This is a genomic window from Paenibacillus lentus, assembly GCF_042714055.1.
GTDB lineage: Bacteria > Bacillota > Bacilli > Paenibacillales > Paenibacillaceae > Fontibacillus > Fontibacillus lentus_A.
On record NZ_JBHGVC010000002.1, the window covers coordinates 14,682 to 38,135 of the forward strand.

At 49.3% G+C, this 23,454-nt stretch carries 20 protein-coding genes, 2 tRNA genes, 1 pseudogene and 1 other annotated feature; of the genes and pseudogenes, 16 read left to right on the top strand and 7 right to left on the bottom strand.

The features are described from left to right. Positions 1–158 precede the first annotated feature (158 nt). From ACE3MQ_RS03675 to ACE3MQ_RS03695, 5 genes and pseudogenes are all read left to right on the top strand, one after another. Positions 159–1,265 carry a glycerol dehydrogenase gene (locus ACE3MQ_RS03675; RefSeq protein WP_379390778.1) on the top strand — a complete coding sequence of 369 codons (1,107 nt, stop codon included), beginning with the start codon at positions 159–161 and terminating at the stop codon, positions 1,263–1,265. Positions 1,266–1,498: 233 nt separating this feature from the next. Beyond that, positions 1,499–2,578 (top strand): 3-isopropylmalate dehydrogenase, encoded by a 1,080-nt coding sequence (gene leuB / locus ACE3MQ_RS03680; RefSeq protein WP_379390780.1) that lies wholly within the window; start codon positions 1,499–1,501, stop codon positions 2,576–2,578. A 148-nt stretch (positions 2,579–2,726) separates the two neighbouring features. After that, positions 2,727–2,885 (top strand): annotated as a pseudogene (locus tag ACE3MQ_RS03685) (peroxiredoxin); the annotation flags it as partial. Positions 2,886–3,166: 281 nt separating this feature from the next. Beyond that, positions 3,167–3,574 (top strand): hypothetical protein, encoded by a 408-nt coding sequence (locus tag ACE3MQ_RS03690; RefSeq protein ID WP_379390782.1) that lies wholly within the window; start codon positions 3,167–3,169, stop codon positions 3,572–3,574. Between the two features lie 321 nt (positions 3,575–3,895). Continuing rightward, positions 3,896–5,038 carry an ATP-binding protein gene (locus ACE3MQ_RS03695; protein ID WP_379390784.1) on the top strand — a complete coding sequence of 381 codons (1,143 nt, stop codon included), beginning with the start codon at positions 3,896–3,898 and terminating at the stop codon, positions 5,036–5,038. 25 nt (positions 5,039–5,063) lie between these two features. On the opposite strand, the gene ACE3MQ_RS03700 is transcribed toward ACE3MQ_RS03695, so the two are convergent. The 3 genes from ACE3MQ_RS03700 to ACE3MQ_RS03710 are packed head-to-tail and all read right to left on the bottom strand — an operon-like array spanning position 5,064 to position 7,530. Then, complete coding sequence (locus tag ACE3MQ_RS03700) at positions 5,064–5,231, bottom strand: FeoB-associated Cys-rich membrane protein (protein ID WP_379390786.1); 168 nt, start codon at positions 5,229–5,231, stop codon at positions 5,064–5,066. Positions 5,232–5,260: 29 nt separating this feature from the next. Continuing rightward, positions 5,261–7,282, bottom strand: a complete 2,022-nt coding sequence (gene feoB, locus ACE3MQ_RS03705) for a ferrous iron transport protein B (protein WP_379390788.1) — start codon at positions 7,280–7,282, stop codon at positions 5,261–5,263. Beyond that, complete coding sequence (locus tag ACE3MQ_RS03710) at positions 7,279–7,530, bottom strand: FeoA family protein (RefSeq protein ID WP_379390790.1); 252 nt, start codon at positions 7,528–7,530, stop codon at positions 7,279–7,281. Before ACE3MQ_RS03710 ends, feoB begins: the two co-directional genes overlap by 4 nt. Positions 7,531–7,736: 206 nt before the next feature. Between ACE3MQ_RS03710 and ACE3MQ_RS03715 the strand changes: the two genes are divergently transcribed. The 4 genes from ACE3MQ_RS03715 to ACE3MQ_RS03730 all read left to right on the top strand — a co-directional run bounded on the left by ACE3MQ_RS03715 (position 7,737) and on the right by ACE3MQ_RS03730 (position 11,353). Beyond that, positions 7,737–8,696 carry an aldolase catalytic domain-containing protein gene (locus tag ACE3MQ_RS03715; protein ID WP_379390792.1) on the top strand — a complete coding sequence of 320 codons (960 nt, stop codon included), beginning with the start codon at positions 7,737–7,739 and terminating at the stop codon, positions 8,694–8,696. Between the two features lie 184 nt (positions 8,697–8,880). Continuing rightward, positions 8,881–11,001 carry a putative bifunctional diguanylate cyclase/phosphodiesterase gene (locus ACE3MQ_RS03720; protein WP_379390794.1) on the top strand — a complete coding sequence of 707 codons (2,121 nt, stop codon included), beginning with the start codon at positions 8,881–8,883 and terminating at the stop codon, positions 10,999–11,001. A 131-nt stretch (positions 11,002–11,132) separates the two neighbouring features. After that, positions 11,133–11,209, top strand: a tRNA-Pro gene (locus ACE3MQ_RS03725). A gap of 70 nt (positions 11,210–11,279) precedes the next feature. Beyond that, a tRNA-Gly gene (locus ACE3MQ_RS03730) sits at positions 11,280–11,353 on the top strand. Positions 11,354–11,543: 190 nt separating this feature from the next. On the opposite strand, the gene ACE3MQ_RS03735 is transcribed toward ACE3MQ_RS03730, so the two are convergent. Continuing rightward, on the bottom strand, positions 11,544–11,834 hold the full coding sequence (locus ACE3MQ_RS03735; protein ID WP_110933629.1) for a hypothetical protein: 291 nt from the start codon (positions 11,832–11,834) through the stop codon (positions 11,544–11,546). Between the two features lie 212 nt (positions 11,835–12,046). Here ACE3MQ_RS03735 and ACE3MQ_RS03740 point away from each other — a divergent pair, with 212 nt between their 5' ends. Next, entirely contained in the window at positions 12,047–12,754 is a 708-nt protein-coding gene (locus ACE3MQ_RS03740; RefSeq protein ID WP_379390796.1) for a general stress protein, read from the top strand. A 67-nt stretch (positions 12,755–12,821) separates the two neighbouring features. Here the strand turns inward: ACE3MQ_RS03740 and ACE3MQ_RS03745 are convergent, their stop codons facing one another. Further along, complete coding sequence (locus tag ACE3MQ_RS03745) at positions 12,822–13,034, bottom strand: YwbE family protein (RefSeq protein WP_379390798.1); 213 nt, start codon at positions 13,032–13,034, stop codon at positions 12,822–12,824. Between the two features lie 170 nt (positions 13,035–13,204). Next, positions 13,205–13,502, top strand: a binding site (T-box leader). Between the two features lie 93 nt (positions 13,503–13,595). On the opposite strand from ACE3MQ_RS03745, the gene pheS reads away from it, so the two are divergent. The 3 genes from pheS to ACE3MQ_RS03760 all read left to right on the top strand — a co-directional run bounded on the left by pheS (position 13,596) and on the right by ACE3MQ_RS03760 (position 18,772). Next, positions 13,596–14,630 (top strand): phenylalanine--tRNA ligase subunit alpha, encoded by a 1,035-nt coding sequence (gene pheS / locus ACE3MQ_RS03750; protein ID WP_379390800.1) that lies wholly within the window; start codon positions 13,596–13,598, stop codon positions 14,628–14,630. 29 nt (positions 14,631–14,659) lie between these two features. Next, a complete protein-coding gene (gene pheT / locus ACE3MQ_RS03755) occupies positions 14,660–17,110 on the top strand; it encodes a phenylalanine--tRNA ligase subunit beta (protein ID WP_379390802.1) in 2,451 nt (816 codons plus the stop codon). A gap of 111 nt (positions 17,111–17,221) precedes the next feature. Then, complete coding sequence (locus ACE3MQ_RS03760; RefSeq protein ID WP_379390804.1) at positions 17,222–18,772, top strand: hypothetical protein; 1,551 nt, start codon at positions 17,222–17,224, stop codon at positions 18,770–18,772. 48 nt (positions 18,773–18,820) lie between these two features. Here ACE3MQ_RS03760 and ACE3MQ_RS03765 read toward each other — a convergent pair whose 3' ends face one another. Together ACE3MQ_RS03765 and ACE3MQ_RS03770 are read right to left on the bottom strand one after the other, a co-directional pair. Next, positions 18,821–19,192, bottom strand: a complete 372-nt coding sequence (locus ACE3MQ_RS03765; protein WP_379390806.1) for a cupredoxin domain-containing protein — start codon at positions 19,190–19,192, stop codon at positions 18,821–18,823. A gap of 176 nt (positions 19,193–19,368) precedes the next feature. Next, the gene (locus ACE3MQ_RS03770) at positions 19,369–19,731 is read right to left on the bottom strand and encodes a phage holin family protein (protein ID WP_379390807.1); all 363 of its coding nucleotides are present in this window, start codon (positions 19,729–19,731) and stop codon (positions 19,369–19,371) included. Positions 19,732–19,925: 194 nt separating this feature from the next. Between ACE3MQ_RS03770 and ACE3MQ_RS03775 the strand changes: the two genes are divergently transcribed. From ACE3MQ_RS03775 to ACE3MQ_RS03785, 3 genes are all read left to right on the top strand, one after another. Beyond that, on the top strand, positions 19,926–22,289 hold the full coding sequence (locus ACE3MQ_RS03775; RefSeq protein WP_379390809.1) for an endonuclease MutS2: 2,364 nt from the start codon (positions 19,926–19,928) through the stop codon (positions 22,287–22,289). A 65-nt stretch (positions 22,290–22,354) separates the two neighbouring features. Further along, positions 22,355–22,726 carry a DUF350 domain-containing protein gene (locus ACE3MQ_RS03780; RefSeq protein ID WP_379391847.1) on the top strand — a complete coding sequence of 124 codons (372 nt, stop codon included), beginning with the start codon at positions 22,355–22,357 and terminating at the stop codon, positions 22,724–22,726. Positions 22,727–22,854: 128 nt separating this feature from the next. Then, complete coding sequence (locus ACE3MQ_RS03785; protein ID WP_379390810.1) at positions 22,855–23,391, top strand: hypothetical protein; 537 nt, start codon at positions 22,855–22,857, stop codon at positions 23,389–23,391. The last annotated feature ends 63 nt before the right edge of the window (positions 23,392–23,454 follow it).

Below are 23,454 nucleotides of genomic sequence, written 5' to 3' on the forward strand. Positions count from 1 at the left end.
GAATTCTAAATTCATTTGGTTGCACTGCTCGTTCTGCCTGTCAGTGACTGCGAAATCATGCTGTGATTCTAGGAGGAAAGCATGTTTAAATTCAAGATAATTAGTTTATCTTAAGGGGGAACCGCAGTAGTAATTTTACAAAAGGAGACGAGACAAGCATGAAAAACAACGTAAAATCGATAACCTCCCCCAAAAAATTCATTTCGGGACAGCAGCTTCTTTCCAGCTTCAATGAGTATATGAAGTTTTTTGGAGACAGCGCTTATATTATCTGCGACGAGTTTATTCTAGAGCGGGCTCAGCGAGAGGCGGGGAAATCGATCGAGGAAGGCGGCAATAAAGCGGTTTTTGAAAAATTCAATTATGAATGCACGAAGGAAGAAATCAACCGCCATCGCGAGCTGGCCCGCGGAGCCGGTGCTAACATTATCGTCGGCATCGGCGGGGGGAAGACACTCGATACCGCGAAAGCTGCGGCGTATTATGAGAAGCTGCCGGTCGTCATCTTTCCTACCATCGCCTCAACCGATGCACCATGTACTGCGCTGGCGGTAATTTACAAGAAAGATGGCTCCTTTGACGAATATCTGTTTTTGCCAAGCAATCCGGATATCGTGTTGGCCGATACTGGAATTTTGGCAGCTGCTCCGCCGCGGTTTTTTGCGGCCGGCATTGGCGATGCTTTGGCAACGTATTTCGAAGCGCGGGCTTGCTATCAGTCTTACGGTGACAATTTGGCGCTTATGAAGCCATCGACAACCGGACTGGGCTTAGCTCGGCTATGCTACGAAGCCCTGCTCGAAAATGCAGTAAAAGCACAGCGCGCTGTAGAGCAAGGGGTGGCTACAAGGGCCGTGGAGGACACGATCGAGGCAACGATCTACTTGAGCGGTGTCGGAGCCGAGTCGGGCGGACTTGCAGCAGCCCATGCCATACATAATGGCATGACCGCGGTTCCGGCGCTCCATAAGGCACAGCATGGGGAGAAAGTGACCTTTGGGCTGCTTGCCCAGCTTGTGCTAGAGAATGCTCCTATGGAAGAGCTGGAGACGGTGATCGGCATCGTAAAAGAGGTTGGACTTCCTCTGACCTTAAAGGATCTCGGCGTTACGAAATTCGTAGAGGAGGAATGGCGGCAAGTGGCAGAGGCTGCCTGTGCCGAAGGGGATACGATGGGCAATATGCCATTCCCGGTAACCCCCGACGATGTGTACCATGCCATCGTGGCGGCGAATGCTATAGCTGAGTCGTATCGAGAAGATTAATTTTTTTCCGGATTTAGAGGTATTGACAGCAGCTACAGGGGATTAATCGGCATACGCCAGATTAATCCCTGTTTGCATTTTCCAATAAGCTTATATTGCACGTCAATATCTGCTATAGTTAAAACCTATAGCATTAATAGATTCTATATCTTTGTCTAACCTTACCCGTTATGTTACAACAGAAGAAGAGTATTTGTTCGAAAAGTACAATGGATGAGAGGGAGTTGTAAGTCATGACAGAAGTGAAGAAAATTGCGGTAATCGCCGGCGATGGCATTGGTCCGGAAGTAGTCGCTGAAGCGGAGAAGGTATTGAAACGTACGGAGGAAGTGTTCGGTTACCGTTTTGAAACAGAGCATGCCTTATTCGGGGGGATTGCCATCGATGAGAAGGGCACCCCGCTGCCTCAAGAAACCTTGGAGATTTGTCAGCGTGCCGATGCTGTGCTGCTTGGAGCTGTTGGAGGCCCGAAATGGGATAACAATCCCAAGGAGCTGCGTCCGGAGACAGGTCTGCTCGGTATTCGCAAAGCGCTTGGGCTATTCTCGAATCTTCGCCCAGCGGTTGTCTTTGACTGCTTGAAGGATGCTTCTACGCTAAAGCCCGAAGTTCTTGAAGGAACCGATCTGATGGTTGTTCGTGAGCTGACAGGCGGTATTTATTTCGGCGAGAAGTTCCGTCGCGAGACCGAGAATGGACAAGAAGCCGTGGATACTTGCGCATATAATGTTAATGAGGTTGAGCGCATTGTACGCCAAGCGTTTGAAATTGCCCAGAAGCGCCGCAAGAAATTGGCTTCCGTCGATAAAGCCAACGTTTTGGAGACATCACGCTTATGGCGCGAAGTCGTAAATCGGATTGCTCCTGAGTTCCCGGACGTTGAGCTGGAGCATGTGCTTGTAGACAACTGCGCAATGCAGCTGCTGCGCCGCCCTTCAAGCTTTGACGTTATCGTTACGGAAAATATGTTCGGTGACATTCTCAGCGATGAAGCGGCGATGCTGACCGGATCGATCGGCATGCTCTCCTCTGCATCCCTTGGGGAAGGCAGCTTCGGTTTGTATGAGCCGGTGCACGGGTCTGCGCCTGACATTGCCGGACAGAACCTGGCGAACCCGATCGCTACGATTTTGTCCGTTGCTCTGATGTTCCGCTTGACCTTTGGTTATGCTGATGCAGCGGATGCCATCGAGGCAGCGGTAGCCGAGGTACTGGATGCCGGACACCGTACGGGAGATATTGCGGTAGACAAGAGCAAAGCGATCGGAACTCAAGAAATGGGCGATCTGATTGTAGCGGCAATCCGTAAATAAAGTTCATCAATGATTACTATTTTATTCATAGTTTTTCTATTATTGAAACGCAGTTCGCTGCGTTTCTTACATATTTTAGGGGGGTTAATTTATAGCAAACGTTTAGTAGGCAAACCCGCTCTAGACTTCAATATGGAAATTGTGTCAGTTCATCATCGATCCGGAAGGCGAGCTGAAATATCAAGCGGTTAAACATCATGATGTTAGTCGTAGCGTAGAAGAGACGCTTCGTTTTCTTCAAGCATTGCAATCCGGCGGTTTGTGCCCGATGAACGAAAAGTCAGGCGACAACAACCTGAACGTTTAAACGGTACCTAACGATGCCCCCTGTCTGGCGCTTTGCCTTGAGATCGGGGGCTTTTATCTCCCCTTTTTATGGATTCGACCAATTCTTCGGTTAGGTGTCGATAGTGCTCTTCTCATGAAAGAAAATTAGTTCTTTAAGCTTAATATTTGTAAAATGAGTTATAATTACGATTATTCGAAGGAATCTAAAGTAGCAGTCACGAATAAATTAAAGGAAGTCTAATGCAATATAAGGATACCTTAATATATACCGAAGCCTAACTCGGGAAAGGGTGATGGGGAATGAGTTTTTGCTGCGGAGCCAGTATGGTTGGAACTAAGGGGACGTTAAAGCATTATCGCACACAGGTTCATAATGTTCCCCTGCTGCTTTGTCCGGTATGTCATCGGGTCGAAGTACATTATAAAGTCGAGCATGAATATGAAATATTGGCGGAATATGCGCATGGGGACGGTGTATCAGAAATCGACTTCGGTGACTTTATTATGGAGGATGAAGAAACGATTTTTGGCAATTGTGTCAATATAGAAGATGAGAACCCGATTGACATTGTGCAGAGTCAAATTGACATGGCGCTGGATCTCCTTGCAGTAGCGAAAGGAATTCAGGATACGAAATGGGAGGGCGAGCTGAAGAAACGGCTGGCCGTGATGAGTCGCCGGAAAGCCAGGCTGCATTACAATAAATAGGTCGCAGGTATGAAATAGTCCCACGCCGGGGACTATTTCATTTTTTATTTATAAATATTAGTGATGATCTATCTTTTTTCGACAGTATCTCTGATTGACGCAAATTGGAAAAGTTTACTATGATTATAGTGATCAAAATCTCAATCAAGCGGCATGGGTGATGAATGTTAAATTGATGGACAAGCTCCGTGATGATTAGGAGAATAATATGCTTCACGGAAATACGGGAATTAAAAGGTTGAAATGGTAAGGTAATGTCTTGAGTAGGTTGAATGTTGTCGAATTGGCAGGAATACCATTGTGGGAAAAGGGGGAATCAACTTGTTAAGTGAATTCCAGGAAACTTTGCTGCAGTCTGTCAAAGCATTTCAATCGACGCAGCTTGTCAAGAACAAGTATGAGAATGTCCTACAAAATCTCGATAGCGGAATAATGCTGTTCGATAGCGAAGGCGTTTTGACATTTATTAATGTACAAATGGCCAAGCTTATGGAGATGCCCCGCCAGTCGCTCATCGGTTGTAACTTGTTGCAGATGCTTCGTCACCCTCACCTTAGTCGTTTCAAGAAACGAAGAATATTGCGAATATACAGAGAGGCTATTTTCCATCGCAAAAAATATCATGAGCTCATTGATGAATACGGTCGCCATTGGTTAATAACAATTACTTACGGTGATCAAATGGATGGAGATTATTTGCTTAGCGTGAAGGATGTATCTGATTACAAACAGATTGAACAGACTGCCTACCAGAATGACAAGCTCGCGATGCTCGGTAAAATTTCCGCAGCGATTGCCCATGAAATTCGCAATCCGTTAACCGCTATCCGGGGGTTTATCCAGCTTCTACGTCCGCATTTGATCCAGCTTGGCCGTGATGAGTACGCACGGATTATTTTAGCGGAAATCGATCGGGCCAATGATATTATTCATGAATTTCTGAACTCTTCAAAGCCCTCGGCTCCCCAGAAAAGCGTGATCAGCGTTTCTTCTTTACTGAAGGAGGTCGTGCTGCTGACCGAGAGCGAGGCGCTGATGAAAGGGTGCGAGATCCATTTGGATGTGATGGATGGAGAAATGCATGTGTCTATCGACGTAAAGCAAATTAAACAGGTTCTGCTGAACATCATCAAGAATGCCATGGATGCTATTGAGGAAGTAGATGACGGTGAGCATATCGGGGCAATACATCTGGACGCAAAGGCAGTAGGCAATTATGTGCATATTTCCATACAGGATAACGGCAATGGCATGGACAAAGGATTGTTAAGTCGATTATTCGATCCTTTTTTCACGACGAAGGAGAAAGGAACCGGATTGGGTCTGTCTGTTAGTTACCGTATTATCAGAAATCACAGAGGGAATATTTCTGTGGACAGTATGAAAGGGATCGGGACAGTTTTTGTGATAGCGCTTCCAATTGTATCCTACAAAGATTTGAAAGCTTCAGGAGATCAGCGTTAAGAACGCAGCTCTCCTGAATGTAATATTATAATTTATTGTCTAGGGAAGGTGCTGATGAGTTATCGCAGCCTGCTGAACAGGAACGTTGCTGGGAGCAGGAGGCGCAGGCGCCTTTTTTGCCTTTTTTAAAGCCTCTATAAACAGCCCAGCCGGCATAACCGAACACGATGGTAATGATAAGGATATCGATCATGACTAAAACTCCTTTTCAGGTTATTCAAGCTAGATGAAACCAATCCATCTGCCGCCCTGGTAGATGATAAACGATACAAGGTATGCGAGCAGCAGCGAATATCCAATGGAAAACAGCGTCCATTTCCAAGAGTCCGTTTCTTTGCGAAGTACGCCGACGGTGGCCAGGCAAGGTGTATACAGAAGGACGAAGGCCATAAAGCTGTAGGATTGAAGCGGCGTGAAGAATAAGGCGATTTGCTCCTGCAGCCCAGTCGTATCCGATACATGATAAATGATATTCATCGTGGATACGACTACCTCCTTCGCCATGAATCCAGTTACAAGCGAGGCTCCGGATTGCCATGTTCCAAAGCCAATCGGATGCAGCACAGAGGCAAACCAGCCACCTATGACAGCGAGATAGCTATCATCCATGGCTGCGTCGGCTCCGCCAGGGCCAAAGTACGTAAGCAGCCAAATAAGCACAGTACCCCCGAGGATGAAGGTTCCAGCCTTGCGAAGGAACCCCTTCCCTTTTTCCCAAGTACTTCGCAGCAAAGTGGTAGATTGGGGCATACGATACGGTGGAAGCTCAATCATGAAGAAGGAATGCTTGTCCTTGAACATCGTTAAAGAGAATAATTTGGCCAGCACAAGCGCGAGAATAATCCCTAGCATGTACAAGGAGAGCACAATAAGCGCTTGCTGCTTTGCAAAGAATATGCCGGCAAATAATGCATACACGGGCAGTCTGGCCGAACAGGACATGAGCGGGATTAACAGCATGGTTAATGTCCGTTCTTTGGGCTGCTCCATGCTGCGGGAAGCCATTATGGCAGGGACATTGCAGCCGAATCCAAGAATGAAGGGGATCATGGCCTTTCCATTTAATCCCGCCAGCTGCATTAATCTGTCCATCATGACCGTTATTCTAGCCATATAACCGGAATCCTCGATGAATGAAATCATGAGGAACAATATAAAGATTTGCGGGAGGAAGACAAGCACTCCCCCTACCCCGGCGATAATTCCGTCTATAATGAGCGATTGGGTAAATGAAGAGGCGCCGACGGCTATAAGAGCCTGTTCTGCGAGCTGACTGAGCGGGCCGCTAATGAAGGCATCCAGCAGATCGGATAGCGGATTGCCAAGCCAGTCAAAGGTCAATTGGAAGGCGATCAGCATAGCTATAAGGAAGAGCGGAATGCCCCACACCGGATGTACCGCAATCGCATCTATTTTCTCGGTTAGGCTATGGGGTTTCTTGCTGGATGCATCGACGACCTCTCGACATAGTTCTTGAATCCTTGCCGTACGAATAGTGCGGATTCTATCTTTAAGCGAATTCTCGTTGCCTGATTTCCTTAGCTTATCGTTGGCCTCGGATTGGATGGAGAGAAGCTTGCCCATCTGTGAATAGGCAGACAGGGAGGAAACCACCAGAGGATTTCCCTCAAGGATTTGTATGGCCAGCCAACGCTCTGAGACAAAGTTCAGGCAATTTGGGGGAAAAGCGATTAATTCCCGGGAAATTAACGTTATTGCCTCTTCAATGACATCCCCATAATCTAGACGAAACTGAGGTGAAGTATCAGCAGCAGAATTTATCTCTTCTAATAATATGTCAGTGCCCGTTCCCTTCCTGGCAATCAAGGGCACAACAGTAATCCCTAGCCGCTCTGCTAACAGCTCTGGGTTGATGGACAGACCGTTTGCTTCGGCGACATCAATCATATTCAGACCTAAAATGACAGGTCGGCCATACTCGAGTATTTGAAAGGTAAGTTGTAAATTGCGCTCCAATTGTGAGGCATCAACGATGTTAATCAACAGCTCGGGAGATTCGATCATGAGGTAAGATGCTGCCACTCCTTCATCCTTGGATAAAGGCTGGAGCGTATATATGCCGGGAAGGTCGGTGAGATGCCCCATCTTATTGCGCAGTTGGCCGATTTTCTTTTCCACGGTAACGCCAGACCAGTTGCCGATATATTCGTAGGAGCTGGTCAGCTTATTAAATAACGAAGTCTTCCCCGTATTTGGATTCCCGATCAGCGCTGCCTGGATCATGATACGACCACCTCGATGTGTGAGGCTTGCTGTTTACGAATGCCGAGAAGCTGGCCATTGCTTTCTAAAGTAACAGGCCCGCCCCATGGACAATAGCTTTTAACCGTAACGCGGGCTCCTTCCGTAACTCCAAGATCGGCGAGCCGCTGCTTTAGCAAAGTATCCATTTTGCCGAAATTCCGAATACAGCCAGAGGCTCCCGGTTCAAGCTTTAGCAAGCACTTACAGCAAGTGTCGCTAGAGTACATCACACATCGACTCCTTTAAAAATGAAACAAATTTATCTGTGGGAGGTTAATTAATGGTGAGAATCAATCTCAATTAGGTGTAAAATTAATATAGCATGATCGATTTTTCATCACTGTGACAAAGCTCATGACAATAATTACTTTACTTTTTTAATTCTATTAAAGTAAGATGGATAGTAAAACAAATGACGAAGGGAATCGGTAACATGAAAGTGAATCAGAGTAAGATCGTAGATTGTACCATTCGGGACGGCGGCTTAGTCAACAATTGGGACTTCAGCGTGGAGTTTGTACAGAAGCTGTATGCCGGTCTGAACGAAGCTGGTGTTGATTATATGGAAATCGGATATAAAAACTCTCCCAAATTGTTGAAAGGTGCAGACAAGGCTGGGCCTTGGCGCTTCCTGGACGATGATTTTTTGCGGACGGTTATTCCGCAGAAGGGCCATACTAAACTATCGGCTCTCGTAGATATCGGACGTGTTGACGAGAATGATATTTTGCCTCGCAGCGAGAGCCTTCTCGATCTCATCCGCGTAGCCTGCTACGCTAAAGATGTAGATAAAGCGCTGCAGTTGGTGCAAGTATTTCATGACCGCGGTTACGAGACGACGATCAATATCATGGCATTGTCCAACGTGATGGAGCATGAGCTGCTGGAAGCGTTCGAAATGATTAAAAATAGTGTCGTAGACGTAGTTTATATTGTAGATTCCTACGGCAGCCTTGATTACAAAGACATGGGGCATTTGATTAATAAATTCAAGACGCATTTGCCGAATAAGCGTCTAGGTGTGCATACGCACAATAATATGCAGCTAGCGTTCTCCAATACCCTGGTTGCTGCCGAGAATGGAGTAGAATTGCTGGATGCTTCCGTTTACGGAATGGGCCGCGCGGCAGGGAACTGTCCTACAGAGCTGCTGGTCACTCATTTGAAGAATACGAACTACAATCTTCGCCCAGTACTTGAGGTGTTGGAGGAGCTGTTGATCCCGCTTCGCGAGAAGGAAGAGTGGGGCTACCTTATCCCTTATATGATTACGGGAACTTTGGATGAGCATCCGCGTTCCGCCATGGCTTTGCGGGCCTCCGAGGATAAGGACAAAGCGGTTGAGTTCTATGATAAGTTAACAACGCCTGAAGTCAGCTTCGAAAAGAAATAATGAAGCAAGCGCCGTGGTTGAAAAAGCCATGGCGCTTTTTTTGCAGAGAAGCAGGAAAATAAACGAAAAATGTTGAATTATTCTAATTTAACAGTCTATTTGCATAACCATCGGGATAATATCCAGTTTCGTTATACGCATCACGACGGGGCACCGCATTTTACCATTTCCGGGGGTTGACACTATGCGAATCAGGAAAGAAGAGAAATCAGCAATCATTCAAGGGACAATCGGCTTGCTGGCTATGCTGGGTGTAATTTATCTTTCCACGACAGTGGATTATCCTGTCATTTCCGCGCCTGCTCGCCAGGCGATGTACCTGTTGGCCGGGCTGGCTTATGGGGCGGTTGCCTTTGCGGTATTTGCGCAGGGGTGGATGCTGTTCACCGATAAGCTGTCCCGACAACGTTTATATTCTGCCGTATTGTTCTTCGTAGTCGGTACGCTCGATGTGCTCCATATCGCTACATTTAGCGGTGTATCTTTGTTTGGTTTTATGCCGGGATATACGATTTCCGCTTGGTTCATGCTGTTATCGCACCTGATCGGGGCGGCAGGGATGCTGTTCATTTTCAGTGTGCCGGACAAGCAGGTGTCCGTGCGTCATAAAGCAGCGGTGTTTTCTATGTCGGCTGTTCTGTTGCTTGTCGGTATCACGCTCCTGTATAATTATCAGCCTCAGCTCCCGCATCTGCTTGGCAATCAGGCGTTAGGAACGACTAAGCAAGCGATGTGGATTGGAATTCCGTTTTTGTATGCCCTCGGGATTTTCACAATTCTTTACAGATACCGGAAGGAGCGCCCGCCTGCAGCATTAACGGTCGTCAGTGCCCTATTGTTTATGATGATCGGGCATATTTTGATCACGACTGCTGATCCGCTCGGAACCGGTATTGCTCATGTTTCAGGAGAATGGTTCATGAGCTTTTCTTATTACTACGTGCTAAAAGGGGTTTATCGTCTGACGATAGAAGAGCCGTTTCGCGGCCAACAGCTTGCGGAGGCTCAGATGATGTATATGGCTTATCACGATGATTTAACGAACCTGCCTAACCTCCGTCGATTAAAGGAGCAGCTGGCAGTGCATCTTGCGCCTGAAAGCAGGGCCAGGCTTTGCACGGGAGTAGTCGTCATGAACATCAATCGCTTTAAGGCGATCAATGATTCCTTTGGATACCGGGCTGGCGATCAGCTGTTGACTGAGGTCGGGGCCCGTTTAAGCCGACGCTGCTTGCCGGAGGAAGGCGTCTATCGCATGAACGAGGACGAGTTTGCGATAATCATTCCAGAATATTCCGACCCGCGCGCAATTGAGATCAGAGCCTTGCAGCTGCTTCAGTCGATTGACCCTTCGGTGACGATCGAAGGCACGGAATACCACATTTCTTTGAGCATGGGACTGTCCATTTTTCCAAATGACGGCAATAGCGTAGATCAAATCATTCAAAATGCGGATATGGCGGTGCACAACGGGAAGGAGCAAGGTCTCGAATTCATGCGTTATACGCCGGCCATCAAAAATCAGACCCAGTCCAGAATTGAGCTGGAGAACGATATGCGTAAAGGCTTGGACCGGGAAGAGTTCTTCCTTGAGTTCCAGCCCCAGGTCAGCCTGGACAACGGCCATGTAGTCGGAATGGAAGCTTTGGTACGCTGGAATCATCCGCGCAGAGGGCTGCTTTCGCCCGGGGAGTTCATTCCAGTCGCCGAGGATAGCGGGCTTATCGTTCCGCTGGGGGAATGGGTGCTTCGTACCGCATGCTGCTACAACAAGAAATGGCAGGATGATGGCTATGATCCTATATGCGTTTCCGTAAACTTGTCTATGCGGCAATTTCGCCAGCATAACTTGGTCGATAAGATCGATGAAATTCTTCGAGAGGTAGGCCTGGAAGCGAAGTATTTGGAGCTGGAGGTGACGGAAAGCATGACATTCGACATCGATACAGCTTTTGATCAGCTGCAAAGGCTGAAGCGGCTAGGTGTTCATATTAGCATCGACGATTTTGGAACAGGCTATAGCTCGCTTTATTACTTGAAGACGCTGCCGATTGATCGACTAAAAATCGACCGATCCTTCGTCAAAGAGGTCATGCTGGACGGTAGCGGTGCCGCTATTGTCTCTACCATTACGATGATGGCCCATCATTTGAAGCTGAAGGTAACGGCAGAAGGGGTGGAGAACCAGGAGCAGCTTGAATTCCTCAAGCTCCAGAATTGCCACGAGGGACAAGGATATTTATTCAGCAAGCCACTGCCTGCCGGATTGTTCGAGCGTCGCTTCCTTACCCGCATTGCCGGGTAAGAGCGATAGGCTCGGCCAATCTCATGCTCTCCTCCAAACGGGAAACTGTAATAAATTAGCTGTTGCATTGATGTAAAAGAAGTGGTATATTTATTTTTGTCTTCATGAGCAGCCTGCTCGTTTTGAAGCTTCGGGACGTAGCTCAGCTTGGTAGAGCACCTGGTTTGGGACCAGGGGGTCGCATGTTCAAATCGTGTCGTCCCGACCATAATACAGTCGGATCCACAAGAGTAATCGGAATCCGCTGCAGAGCATATCGTCACTTTTGTGATATATTTGCGGGTGTAGTTCAATGGTAGAACTTTAGCCTTCCAAGCTAATAGCGTGGGTTCGATTCCCATCACCCGCTCCATATGTGAATAATAACTGCCTATGGCAGTTTTTTTGTTTTTATAGCCGTCAACCTAATCATTTGTTGGTGCGGTCGTGAGATTTTCGATATCTGTCGACCCATAGAAGAATAATCCGGCAATGATCAAAATGATGACTAGCTCGGCGAATGCCTCTCCATCGAAGCTGCTCATCTCCATTCCTCCTAAAATCTATGAATTATTCGATTTTTTCTTCAAAGCTTCAATCACTTCGTTCAAAGTCATATCCCCGTTGTTATCCAAAAACTTAACCATTTTATCTATATTCGTTCCGTTCATAGCCAGCGTTTTGTATTGGCCAGTCAAGGTAATGACAAGCGATGCTTCCCTGAACAGCTGTACAGAATCAACTCTTAATTTGCCGGTCAATAAAAGCGCTGCAACGGTATACTCCAGGCTTTTGTTTTTTTTGGATTTGGATGAGGAAGTTTTTGATTTTCCGTTTTTTGACGGAGAAGCCATATGAACTCCCTTCTTCCGCTTTAGATATTTGTTTAGGTAAAGAAAATCCCTTTGAAATATACTGTATGCTTCGGAAATGCGATTGGTGTAAGCGGGTAGACGTGGCGATTAGCGGGAAAATACATTTCCCAAGCTCCGTTTAAATGTCGATGCAGTGGTTAATTAACCAGTGTAGCGTATTTAGAGCAGACATTCCTGAGGAGGTAGCTGATATGATGAAGAAAATCGTAGGCGTCTTTGCTTCGGAACAGGATGCAACAAATGCAATAGAGGATTTAAAACGGTACGGCTTTTCGATTGATGATATATCAGTCGTCGGCAGGGACAAAGAACATATGGATTCCATGAAGGAGGAGACCGGGACGAAAGCGCCGGAAGGAGTGGCCTCGGGAGCGGCTACAGGTGGTATCGTAGGCGGTCTTACAGGACTATTGGCAGGTTTGGGCGTATTGGCAATACCGGGGATAGGCCCCATCGTGGCGGCCGGGCCTATTGCGGCTGCATTAGCGGGAGCGGCGGTAGGGGCCGGGGCAGGAGGGCTGGTCGGTGGTTTAATCGGCCTGGGCATTCCCGAGAATGAAGCGAAGGAATACGGCAGCTATGTAGAGCATGGAAGGATCCTTGTGCTCGTAGATGCGGATGAAGCGCACAGAAACGATATTTATCAAATTTTTCAGAATCACCGCGCACTGAATTCGCAAAATTTCGGACTAACCCATGATCATCTAACGAATACAGCTATTCATAGAGAAACTGGAGTGCCACGTACTGGAATGGAGACGAGAGAAACAGCGGGAACGTTTTATCAGGAAATACCGCCAGGAGACAGTGACCTTTCCGAAGGTGAGCGGGATAAAGATAGGGATAAACAAAATTACCGAAGGTCGAGAGATACCGGACAAGATCGCAGATCCTGGTAAAAATATAAAAGAACGGACAGTTACGCTGTCCGTTCTTTTTGCAATTTCAACCCTTATGGAATTCCGCTTAGGTCTCGCCATCGGAGTTCGTGATCACCGCCTTGACACGGCCGACTTGGCCGTCCTGGAGACGAACCTTAATTCCATGCGGATGGTTTGCCGAATTGGTCAGAATATCTTTGACGATGCCGCGGGTCAGCCGCCCGGTGGCTTGATCCTTTTTAAGCACAATATCTACGGTTAGGCCTTGCTTAATATTGCTGCGTATAGTACCGCTCATTGTTTCAGCTCCTTGGTGATGTTCAGTGCTTCTAATTTAGCATAAATCCGAGTCTTGATAAAAGGAAGCTTGCTATAAAGAAGACAGGCACCTTGCCATCGCTGCAAACTTTGCATATAATAACAAATAAGCCATCGCCGTTTGGCTGTTGATTGGATTGACCTTTAAATGTAAATGCAATGATGGAGAAGAGTAAGCAGAAGCCTCCTTACAGGGAAGAGCCGCCGCAGATTGAGAGCGTCTCTAGGGAAACAGACTGCCGAAGTTCACTCCGGAGCAGTTCCTTGAACCGTCTGTTTTTTGAAGACGCGAAGTAGGGGATACCGGCTGCGACCCGTTATGTCGTTCGAGTGAGAGTTAACTGGCAGGCTGGCTGATTGTAATGTTCCATCCTTCGTGATGGCTGCATTTTGCAATTCCTGCTATAGACTCTAACAAGGGTGGTACCACGGTCTTTTCGTCCCTTTTCAGGGAGAAAAGGCTTTTTTTGTTTAGATACCAGAATGTATAAATTCGAAGCAAGAACGACGTTTTTCTTATTCAACCTAAGGAGGATTATCCATGAAAGAACGTTTGGAAGCACTCAAACACGAGGCTGTGGCTCAATTGAATGCGGTGGCCGATGCAGCTCAATTGAACGACCTTCGGGTTAAATATTTGGGCAAGAAGGGCGCATTAACTGAAATTTTACGGGGCATGGGTGCATTAAGCGCTGAGGAACGCCCTGTCATCGGACAGGTAGCGAACGAAGTTCGTACCGCGATCGAAGCATTGGTCGAAGAAAAGCAGCAGCATTTTCAGCGGCTTGAAACAGAACAACGCCTCGCTGCGGAGAAGGTAGACGTCACATTGCCGGGACGTCCATTGAAGCAAGGCAGCGTACATCCATTGAACCAGGTTATTCAGGATATTGAAGACATTTTTATCGGGATGGGCTACCGGATCGCTGAGGGGCCTGAAGTAGAGACCGATTACTATAACTTTGAGGCTCTTAATTTACCTAAGAATCACCCTGCCCGCGACATGCAGGACTCCTTCTACCTGACCGAGGATTTGTTGATGCGTACGCAAACTTCTCCGGTACAGGTACGGACGATGGAAGCGATGAAGGGCGAGGTGCCTGTAAAGGTCATTTGCCCGGGCCGCGTATACCGACGGGATGATGACGATGCTACGCATTCATTCCAGTTCCATCAGATCGAAGGTCTCGTTATCGGCAAAAATATCCGTATGAGCGACCTGAAGGGCACTTTGCTGCAATTTACACGCGAAATGTTCGGGGCGAATACGCAAATCCGGCTGCGGCCAAGCTTTTTCCCATTCACCGAGCCTAGTGTCGAAGTGGACGTTACTTGTATGAAGTGCGGCGGGGATGGCTGCCGGGTATGTAAAAATACCGGATGGCTGGAGATTTTGGGAAGCGGCATGGTTCACCCTCGCGTCCTGGAAATGAGTGGTTACGACCCTGAACAGTACAGCGGTTTTGCCTTTGGCATGGGCGTAGAACGAATTGCGATGCTGAAATACGGTGTAGATGATATCCGCCATTTCTTTAATAATGATTTGCGCTTCTTGGGGCAATTTGCCCGAATTTAAATCCTGTATAAGAAGGAAGGGAACTTGGCATGAAAGTTTCAACCGAATGGTTGTCGGAATATGTATCATTGGATCAAGTAAACGTTGAGGAATTAGCAGAGCAAATTACCCGTTCCGGCATCGAGATCGATGCGATCGAAGAGCGGAATAAAGGAGTAACTAAAGTAGTTGCCGGCTTTGTGAAGAGCAAGGAGAAGCACCCTGATGCGGATAAGCTGAACGTATGCATCGTCGATGCCGGCCAGGAGGAAGAGCTGCAAATCGTTTGCGGCGCAAAAAACGTTGATGCCGGTCAAATAGTACCTGTCGCACTCGTCGGGGCAAAGCTTCCAGGCGGTCTGGACATTAAGAAAGCCAAGCTGCGCGGCATGCTCTCCCAAGGGATGATTTGCTCGGCCAAGGAGCTCGGCCTTAATGACAAGCTGCTTCCGAAGGAGCAGCAGGAAGGCATTCTCGTCCTGCCTGAGGGCACTGAAATCGGCACGCCGATCGCGCAGCTGCTAGGGCTGGACGACAAGGTGCTCGACTTTGATCTTACCCCAAATAGATCCGACTGTCTGAGCATGCTCGGAGCAGCTTATGAGGTCGCGGCTATTTTAGGCAGAGAAATCAAGCTGCCCGAGCCGGGTAAGAAACTCATAGAGGTTGCGGAGCCTGCCAAGGAGCGGATTGCTGTAAAAATCGAAGCGGACGGGCTGTGCAGCCGCTATGCGGTCAGATACATTTCCGGCGTTACGATCGGCACCTCCCCGCAATGGATGCAGAACCGCCTGATGGCGGCTGGAATTCGTCCAATTAACAATATTGTGGACATTACCAACTACGTTATGCTGGAATATGGCCAGCCGCTGCACGCTTTTGATGCGGATACCATCAAGGGCGGCGTTATCGGGGTGCGTGAAGCAAAAGCAGGCGAGAAGCTGCTCACGCTGGACGGTCAGGAAAGAGAGCTGGAGACGGGCGCGCTATTGATCGTAGACGGTGAGAATGAGCCAGTCGGCCTTGCCGGTGTTATGGGGGGACTCCATTCGGAGGTTACTGACAGCACCGTGAACATTGTTCTCGAATCGGCTAAATTCGACGGCGGCTCAGTCCGTAAAACCTCGCGTCACTTAGGCCTGCGTTCCGAGGCTTCTCTACGTTTCGAGAAGGAGGTCGACCCGGCCGCGGTAATACCTGCTTTGAATCGGGCGGCTGAGCTGATGGCTCTTTTTGCGGGAGGCCAAGTGCTCCAAGGTGTTGTTGAGGCTGTTGTTTCCGAGGCGGAAGACAAAGTCATTACTCTTTCTTTGACGAAATTGAACGCCTATTTGGGAACGGATATCTCGACTCTGGAGACAAAAGCAATTTTCGCCCGCCTGCATTTTGAGTGCGGAGACATAGGGGGAAATTCCCTCGAAGTTCGCGTGCCGACTCGCCGCGGCGATATTACGCGGGACGTTGATCTCATAGAAGAGGTTGCCCGGCTGTACGGTTACGACAACATTCCGACGACTTTGATCGAAGGGCCGACAACGGCTGGCGGGTACACGAAGCCGCAAGCGCTTCGCCGTGCTTTGCGAGGATTGCTGGTGCATGGAGGCTGGCAGGAAGTCATGGGATATTCCTTCATCCATGAAGGCTATGGCCCTAAATTCCCTAAGCTGGGAGCAGAAGGACGTGAAGTGAAGCTGGCGATGCCGATGAGCGAGGATCGCAGCGTGCTTCGAATGAGCTTAATTCCCGGATTGATCCATATTGCCGCCTATAATCGCAATCGAAAGCAGGATAATCTTGCCCTGTTCGAAATGGGCAGTGTGTTTCAAACGGATGAGGAGAAATTGACAAAGCAGCCTCGGGAAATTCCTGTGCTGGGCTTGCTGCTTGCAGGGGATCGTGAAGAGAAGCGTTGGAATGCAAGTTCTGAACAAGTTGATTTCTTCGACCTGAAGGGTGCGCTGGAGAGCGTATTCGGTTACCTTGGAATTAGCGAGCTTATCAGCTATGAAGCGGATGCGCCGCAAGGCTTCCATCCCGGCCGCTCGGCTTCCGTATATTTAAACACGCCGTCAGGCAAGCAATGGTTGGGTTCGCTGGGTCAGCTCCATCCGGAGCTGCAGCGTGAACATGATCTTGACGATACTTATGTCGCTGAGCTGCTGCTTGAGCCGGTATACCAGTATGCGGGGGATACTGCTGTATATCGCGAGCTGCCTCGATTCCCTTCCATGCAGCGGGACATTGCTGTCGTTGTAGACGCTGACGTGGAAGCCGGGGCGCTGCTTGCTGCTATTCGGAATACGGCGGGCGATTTGCTGGAAGAGCTGGGTGTATTTGACGTATATACGGGCAGCAAGCTGGGCGAGAACAAGAAGAGCGTAGCCTTGTCTTTAGTATATCGCCACAAGGAACGCACGCTGACCGATGAGGAGATTACTTCCGTGCACGAGCAGGTTGTGTCGATGCTGGAGCAAACTTTTGCGGCCGAATTAAGAAAATAGCAGGAATTGAACAAAGTCACATCGAATCAAGTTAAGTATCGATTCGATGTGACTTTCGTGCAAGGACAGACAGCTTAGATGAAACGTAAGGACCGAAGGAGGCACAACATTTTGACTACCCCTGACCGTATTAGTGTAAATGTTGAAATTTACGGTACATCTTATAAAATCGTGGGCAGCAGCGCTGATTATATGAAGGAGGTTGCTCGCCGCGTTGATAACCATATGCAGGCTATCTCCAAAATGTATTCTCATTTGGATACCCCGCGCTTGGCGGTGCTTGCTGCCGTTCGCATGGCCGAAGAGGCCATGAAGTCGGAGCAGCTTCAAAACGAGCTGCAGAAAATGGAGCAGGAGAAGGCGGGTCTTGCTCAGGAAATATCCGTTATGCAGGCGCTTCAATCCAAGCAGGAGAAGGCGCATCAGCTTCTGCAAGAGGAGCATCATCAACTGAAGAGCGACAAAAAATCAGTAGGTGAGCAGCTGTCCAAGGCCGAGACGGTGCTTAAGAATCAGGAAGCGGATATTCGCAAGCTTAACTCCCGAATTAGTGAGCTGGAACGCCAATTGAACGAGCAGCGCGGAAGCTCTTCCCAGCTGCAGGCCAAGCTGCGGGGAACCGAGCAGGAAGCGAAGCGGGAGAAGGAGGAGCGCGAGAAGCTGGCCGAGCAGCTTAAGAGCTCCTTGCAGCGTGAACAGAACGCCAAGGCCGCTGAGCAGCGCCTGAAAGAGAGCGCAACCAAGCTGGAGCAGCAGACGAAAGGACTGCAGCAGTCGCTGCAAGCGGCTGAAGCCGAGAAGAAACGGCAGCAGGATCTGCTGCAGGATTCCAAGACTCGCGAGGAGAAGCTGCGGGCGGAAGCTGCTGAGGCGGTTCAGAACGAGAAGTCGTGGCAGAAGCTGGCCGAGAAACGCAATGAGGAGATCAGCCGGTTAGAAATCAGCCTGTTAGAGTCCTCAGAGCGTAGGGAGCAGCTGCAGGCCGAGCTGAATTCTGCGAAGAAGGAAGCTGCGTCTGCACGGGAGAGCTTTGAGAGCGAACACGCAAATGCGGCCAAGCTTGCGAAGGAAGCGGAATTCCTCAAATCCGAACTGAATCGGATCAATCAGGAGCATGAGAACGCGCTGCAATCCGCAGGCACGACAGCGCAGGAAAATTCTCGCCTCAGAGAGGAAGTACAGCGTCTTGGCGACAAGCTGACCGGGCTGGAGCGGGAAATGCAAGGCTATATTACCTTGGCCGAAGAGCAGGAGAACTCCCGCCTCGCGGCAGAGCGAAGAGAGCAGGAGTGGAGGCAGCAGCTCGCATCGGCAGAGCAGGAGCTCGTCTCCTGGCGTGAGACGGAGGCGGATCTTCAGCGGCAGCTGCAGGAATGGCAGCAGCAGTGTGCGGCAGGCGGGGAGCAGGTTATGGATTTGTCTTCGCAATTCCGTGAGCTTGAAGAAGAGAAGTCGCGGCTCGAACAACAGCTGAGAGAGATGTCGGACAGCTATGAGGTTGTTTCGCATGAATACAGGCTGCTGCAAACAGCCCGTGAGATGGAGCGTGAGGGCATAGAGAAGACGAAGGAAGAGTATGACCGTCTAAAGGATGATTATACGAAGCTTCAAACGGAGTTCAATGAGTGGATCGAGCTGATTGAACAAGCAGGAAATGAATGATGACGAAGTGAAAGAGCCCTCGGATGACCGAAGGCTCTTCGTTATGGCTTATTCCTCGACGATCAGCTTTGACACCATCGTGGAGTGACCGGCACCGCACATAATCGAGCAGGCGATTTCGTATTCTCCGGCTTCTTTAGGAACGACTACTTTGGATTGACTCTTGCCTTTCAGCTCTACCTTCAGCCCTGGAATGATGATCCCGTGATTGCCTTCTACGTTCTTGAACGTAATTTTCACCGGTGAATCCTTCTTCACGCGATACTCTTCCTGGTCGAATTTGAAGTTTGTCGCTTCAATCACGATTTCTGATTCCGGCGTCAGGTTACTTTCTTCGGCACCGCCGCCGGAACTGTTGCCGCAAGCAGCCAGGACAACCAATAACATAGAACTAATCATAAAAGCAATGGCTTTTTTCATAAAAATCCCCCTCAATGTCAAGTTTTTTGTGACAAATTTATATATATCATATCGCAAAAAACTGGACATGACTGCCAAGTTTTTGAAATTTTCATGAACTCTCTGCACTTAAGCGCAACAGCTCCCTGCTTAGGTAGGCAGGGAGCTGTTGCGGTCGGCTATATGGCTCTTGTGGGTTAGCGGTCTGATTTGTTTTTTCCCGCTTCGAAGGGCGAGCCGATCGGAATGAACAGGTCTATAATCCCGATAACGAGAGCCGCCAGCAGCGCTCCAAGAATCGACACGGATACTCCGGCAATGATGAACTGTGCAAGCCAGATCACTAGGGCGCTGGCGAGAAAGCCCACGATACCGCGGCCGAAAGGGGTAACTCTTCTACCGAAGATTCCCTCGATAGCCCATCCGAGAAGCGCAATGACCAGAGCGAGCAGAAGGGCGCTGCCGAATCCGCCTACGCTGAATTGCGGGACGAGCCAACCTACGACAAGCAGTACCAGAGCAGATACGATAAATCGAACGACGTGTCCCAGGAAATTCATGGCACAAGGCCTCCTTTATCAAGTTAACGTTTCGTATACGTGTATATAATGTTCCGTAAATCCAATTCTTATGTGCGCAACTTTGCAAAATGGCGTAAAATGTACGATTTCGCTATAATAGAAGTTGTTCAAAAAGCTCCATTTTGATCACGAGTAAGATTAGAACATAGTCCCGAGGGGAGTTGTGATCGTTTTTGGATGAGAAAATTTTAAAAACGATGGAATATCATAAAATCATAGATATGCTTGTAAAATATGCCCAGACATCGCTAGGGAAAATGGCTGCCGAACGCCTTGGCCCCGTATCTGATCTGGAGGAAGTCAAACGGCTGCTGCAGGGAACGGACGAAGCCTTCAAGGTAGATCGTCTTAAGGGTGCTCCGTCCTTCGGCGGGATCGTTGACATCATGCCTGCGGTGAAACGGGCGCGAATCGGCGGAACATTGAATCCGCATGAGCTGCTCGGCATTGCGACAACGCTCGAAGGCTCGCGCCGCGTCAAGCGGTACATTTCCAATATTCATGAGGAAGAGCCCGTAGAGCTGCTGTTTACGCTAAGCGATATGCTCAGCGAGCAGAAGCCGCTGGAGGATCAAATTAAACGCTGCGTCGATGAGAGCGCAGAGGTGCTCGATTCAGCCAGCCCGGAGCTGGCGCAAATTCGCCGGGAGCTTCGCGGCGGCGAGGTGCGGATTCGGGAGAAGCTGGATGCGATGATTCGTTCGTCCAGCGTCGCCAAGATGCTCCAGGATCAACTGATTACGATCCGGGGAGACCGCTTTGTTATTCCGGTCAAAGCAGAATATCGCGCTCATTTCGGCGGAATCGTTCATGACCAATCCGGCTCGGGAGCCACCCTGTTTATTGAGCCTGAATCCATCGTGGCGATGAACAACAAGCTGCGCGAGACGAGGCTGAAGGAAGAGCGTGAAATTGAAGTGATTCTGCAGAAGCTGACTGCGCTCGTTGGAGAGCAGGCCGAGCTTCTGGGCTATGACAGCGACGTGCTGGCCCAGCTCGACTTTATATTTGCCAAGGCACGCCTGGCACGAGAGATGAAGTCGGCGCTGCCGCGCATGAATGACCGCGGGTTCCTGAAGCTAAAGAAGGGGCGCCATCCGCTCATTCCTGCCGACCAGGTCGTTCCGATTGATGTAGAGCTGGGCAACCAGTACACCTCTATCATCGTTACGGGCCCGAATACCGGGGGAAAAACGGTCACCTTGAAGACGATCGGGCTGCTTAGCCTGATGGCCATGTCGGGGTTGTTCGTTCCAGCGGAGGATGGAAGCCAGCTCTGTGTGTTCGATGCCATTTATGCCGATATCGGCGATGAGCAGAGCATCGAGCAGAGCCTCAGTACATTTTCCAGTCACATGACGAACATCATTTCCATTTTGCGGCGTATGACAGCCAAGAGCTTGGTGCTGCTGGACGAGGTCGGAGCGGGAACGGATCCAGCGGAAGGCTCCGCTCTCGCTATCGCCATCCTGGAGCATATTCATTCGCTGGGCTGCCGTATGGTAGCGAGCACACACTACAGTGAGCTCAAGGCTTATGCATATGAAAGAAAAGGCGTCATCAACGCCAGTATGGAATTCGATGTGAACACCCTAAGTCCTACTTATCGCCTGCTCGTCGGCGTACCTGGACGAAGCAATGCGTTTGCTATAGCCGAGCGACTGGGGCTGTCGGAACAAATCCTGGATTTTGCTCGCGGCGAGGTGAAGGAAGAGGATTTGCGGGTCGAGCATATGATTGCTTCACTCGAAGAAAATCGGCTAGGCGCCGAACAGGAACGAGAGACGGCCGAACGGCTCCGCAAAGAGCTGGAGGAGCTCAGACAACGGCATGAAGCCGAGCTGGATAAACTGACGCGCGAGCGTGATAAGCGGATTGAGAAGGCTGAGGAAGAAGCGATCGCTATCGTCGCTAAAGCTCGCAGCGAGGCCGAGCGTATTATCGACGAACTGCGTAAGCTAGCGCTGGAAGAAGGCGCTTCTGTGAAGGAGCATAAGCTGATTGCCGCTCGGAAGGAGCTGGAGGAGGCGGAGCCGAAGCGGAAGAAAACCGGGCCGACCCGCCAGGCGGCCAAAGCCCCTCGTAAAATACAGGCTGGAGATGAGGTTATGGTCTACAGCTTGAACCAGAAGGGGCATGTCGTTGAGCTTGCCGGCAGCAAGGAAGCGCTCGTTCAGCTGGGAATCATGAAGATGAAGGTCAGCTTGGATGATCTGGAGTTAATCGCGGCTCCGTCTGCGGCCAAGGCAGCGCAGCGAATCGTAACGAATGTCAAGCGGACGCGCGACGATAACGTACGCAGCGAGTTGGATCTTCGGGGCGCGAACTTGGAGGAGGCGCTGATTGAGGTGGATCGCTTCATTGATGAGGCGTACCTCGGTAATCTCGGGCAAATCTATATTATCCACGGCAAAGGGACGGGAATATTGCGAACTGGTATATCGGACTATCTCCGTAAGCATAAACATATTAAAAGCTATCGGCTTGGCAACTATGGAGAAGGCGGCACAGGAGTCACGGTAGCCGAGCTGAAATAAGCGGGAGGAGCGAAGGCGGATTGGCAGGAAATATTGAACCGTTGCTGGAGCAGCCGTTTGGGCTAATGATCGGTTACCTATCTATCGCTGTCATGGAGTTGATCGTATTTCTGTCCTGCTTCGAATTGGTAACCAAATATCGCTGCTGGCAAGAAATCAAGCAAGGAAATGTTGCGGCATCGATTGCCACGGGTGGTAAAATATTCGGAATCAGTAATGTCATTCGTTATGCGGCAGTTCATACCCCGATTTATGAATTTATGATTTGGTCTTTTGTCGGGGCTGTACTGTTGTTCGCCGCTTATATTTTATTTGAATTTCTGACCCCGGTGTTTCGAATCGATGAGGAAATCGCGAAAGGTAATGTCGCTGTGGGGATTATAGCGATGTTTGTGTCCGTATCGGTATCTTTTTTGATCGGAGCCTGCATAGGTTAGGGGGTGCGTCATGAGAAATTTTATTAAAAATTTGACTAGCGTCATTTTTGTGGCCGCCGTATTGTTCCTGATTGGCGGTATCGTGTTTCTGTGGAAGTCATAAAGAGTGAAGAAAGGACGGGCTGTGTATGGAAACAACGATTTGCCCCTGGTGCCAAACCGAAATTGTCTGGGATGAGGAGCTGGGACCGGAGGAAGAATGCCCCTATTGCCATAATGAGCTAAAAGGCTACAGAACCTTGAACATCCAACTCGGAAATGAAGAGGAATTCGAGGAGGAGGCAGAGCACGCCGACGGCGATCAAGATGCAGATTATTGGGAAGAAGGCGATCATGATCATCTTGAAGCGATTCGCCGTGTTGAGAGCTTTGTGGCCGGAGGCGGCGACTTGTTGGCTTATGAATCCGGTGTCGAGAAGGTGCTGGACGGACAAGATGAGGTGCCTGAATGCCCGCATTGCCGGGAGTATATGCTGCATATAGGCCAGCAGGCGATCAGCGACGGCTCGTTTGAGCCTATCGTTCCTAAGGGAATGTCGGCTCCCCTGTTATCCAATACGATGAAGCTGAACGTATATGTTTGTTCTGCTTGCTTCAGCGTAAGCCGGTTTTTGGCCGAGGAAGACCGGAACTCTTTGATTCGGACGGTAAGCGAAAAAGCATGATTTTATCATGCTTTTTTCTTTTTTTGGGCATCCTTACTGGGGAAATAAAGAACCTGGGGAGGA

What these genes read in the sequence shown, in the direction of transcription:
- feoB (WP_379390788.1), bottom strand. Translation starts at nt 7,282, where the DNA reads ATGATCCAGGCAGCGCTGATCGGGAATCCAAATACGGGGAAGACTTCG.
- ACE3MQ_RS03745 (WP_379390798.1), bottom strand. Translation starts at nt 13,034, where the DNA reads ATGAGCGGTACTATACGCAGCAATATTAAGCAAGGCCTAACCGTAGAT.
- ACE3MQ_RS03675 (WP_379390778.1), top strand. Translation starts at nt 159, where the DNA reads ATGAAAAACAACGTAAAATCGATAACCTCCCCCAAAAAATTCATTTCG.
- ACE3MQ_RS03720 (WP_379390794.1), top strand. Translation starts at nt 8,881, where the DNA reads ATGCGAATCAGGAAAGAAGAGAAATCAGCAATCATTCAAGGGACAATC.
- ACE3MQ_RS03715 (WP_379390792.1), top strand. Translation starts at nt 7,737, where the DNA reads ATGAAAGTGAATCAGAGTAAGATCGTAGATTGTACCATTCGGGACGGC.
- ACE3MQ_RS03770 (WP_379390807.1), bottom strand. Translation starts at nt 19,731, where the DNA reads ATGAATTTCCTGGGACACGTCGTTCGATTTATCGTATCTGCTCTGGTA.
- ACE3MQ_RS03785 (WP_379390810.1), top strand. Translation starts at nt 22,855, where the DNA reads ATGGAAACAACGATTTGCCCCTGGTGCCAAACCGAAATTGTCTGGGAT.
- ACE3MQ_RS03765 (WP_379390806.1), bottom strand. Translation starts at nt 19,192, where the DNA reads ATGAAAAAAGCCATTGCTTTTATGATTAGTTCTATGTTATTGGTTGTC.
- leuB (WP_379390780.1), top strand. Translation starts at nt 1,499, where the DNA reads ATGACAGAAGTGAAGAAAATTGCGGTAATCGCCGGCGATGGCATTGGT.
- ACE3MQ_RS03690 (WP_379390782.1), top strand. Translation starts at nt 3,167, where the DNA reads ATGAGTTTTTGCTGCGGAGCCAGTATGGTTGGAACTAAGGGGACGTTA.
- ACE3MQ_RS03735 (WP_110933629.1), bottom strand. Translation starts at nt 11,834, where the DNA reads ATGGCTTCTCCGTCAAAAAACGGAAAATCAAAAACTTCCTCATCCAAA.
- ACE3MQ_RS03700 (WP_379390786.1), bottom strand. Translation starts at nt 5,231, where the DNA reads ATGATCGATATCCTTATCATTACCATCGTGTTCGGTTATGCCGGCTGG.
- ACE3MQ_RS03710 (WP_379390790.1), bottom strand. Translation starts at nt 7,530, where the DNA reads ATGTACTCTAGCGACACTTGCTGTAAGTGCTTGCTAAAGCTTGAACCG.
- pheT (WP_379390802.1), top strand. Translation starts at nt 14,660, where the DNA reads ATGAAAGTTTCAACCGAATGGTTGTCGGAATATGTATCATTGGATCAA.
- ACE3MQ_RS03780 (WP_379391847.1), top strand. Translation starts at nt 22,355, where the DNA reads ATGATCGGTTACCTATCTATCGCTGTCATGGAGTTGATCGTATTTCTG.
- pheS (WP_379390800.1), top strand. Translation starts at nt 13,596, where the DNA reads ATGAAAGAACGTTTGGAAGCACTCAAACACGAGGCTGTGGCTCAATTG.
- ACE3MQ_RS03740 (WP_379390796.1), top strand. Translation starts at nt 12,047, where the DNA reads ATGATGAAGAAAATCGTAGGCGTCTTTGCTTCGGAACAGGATGCAACA.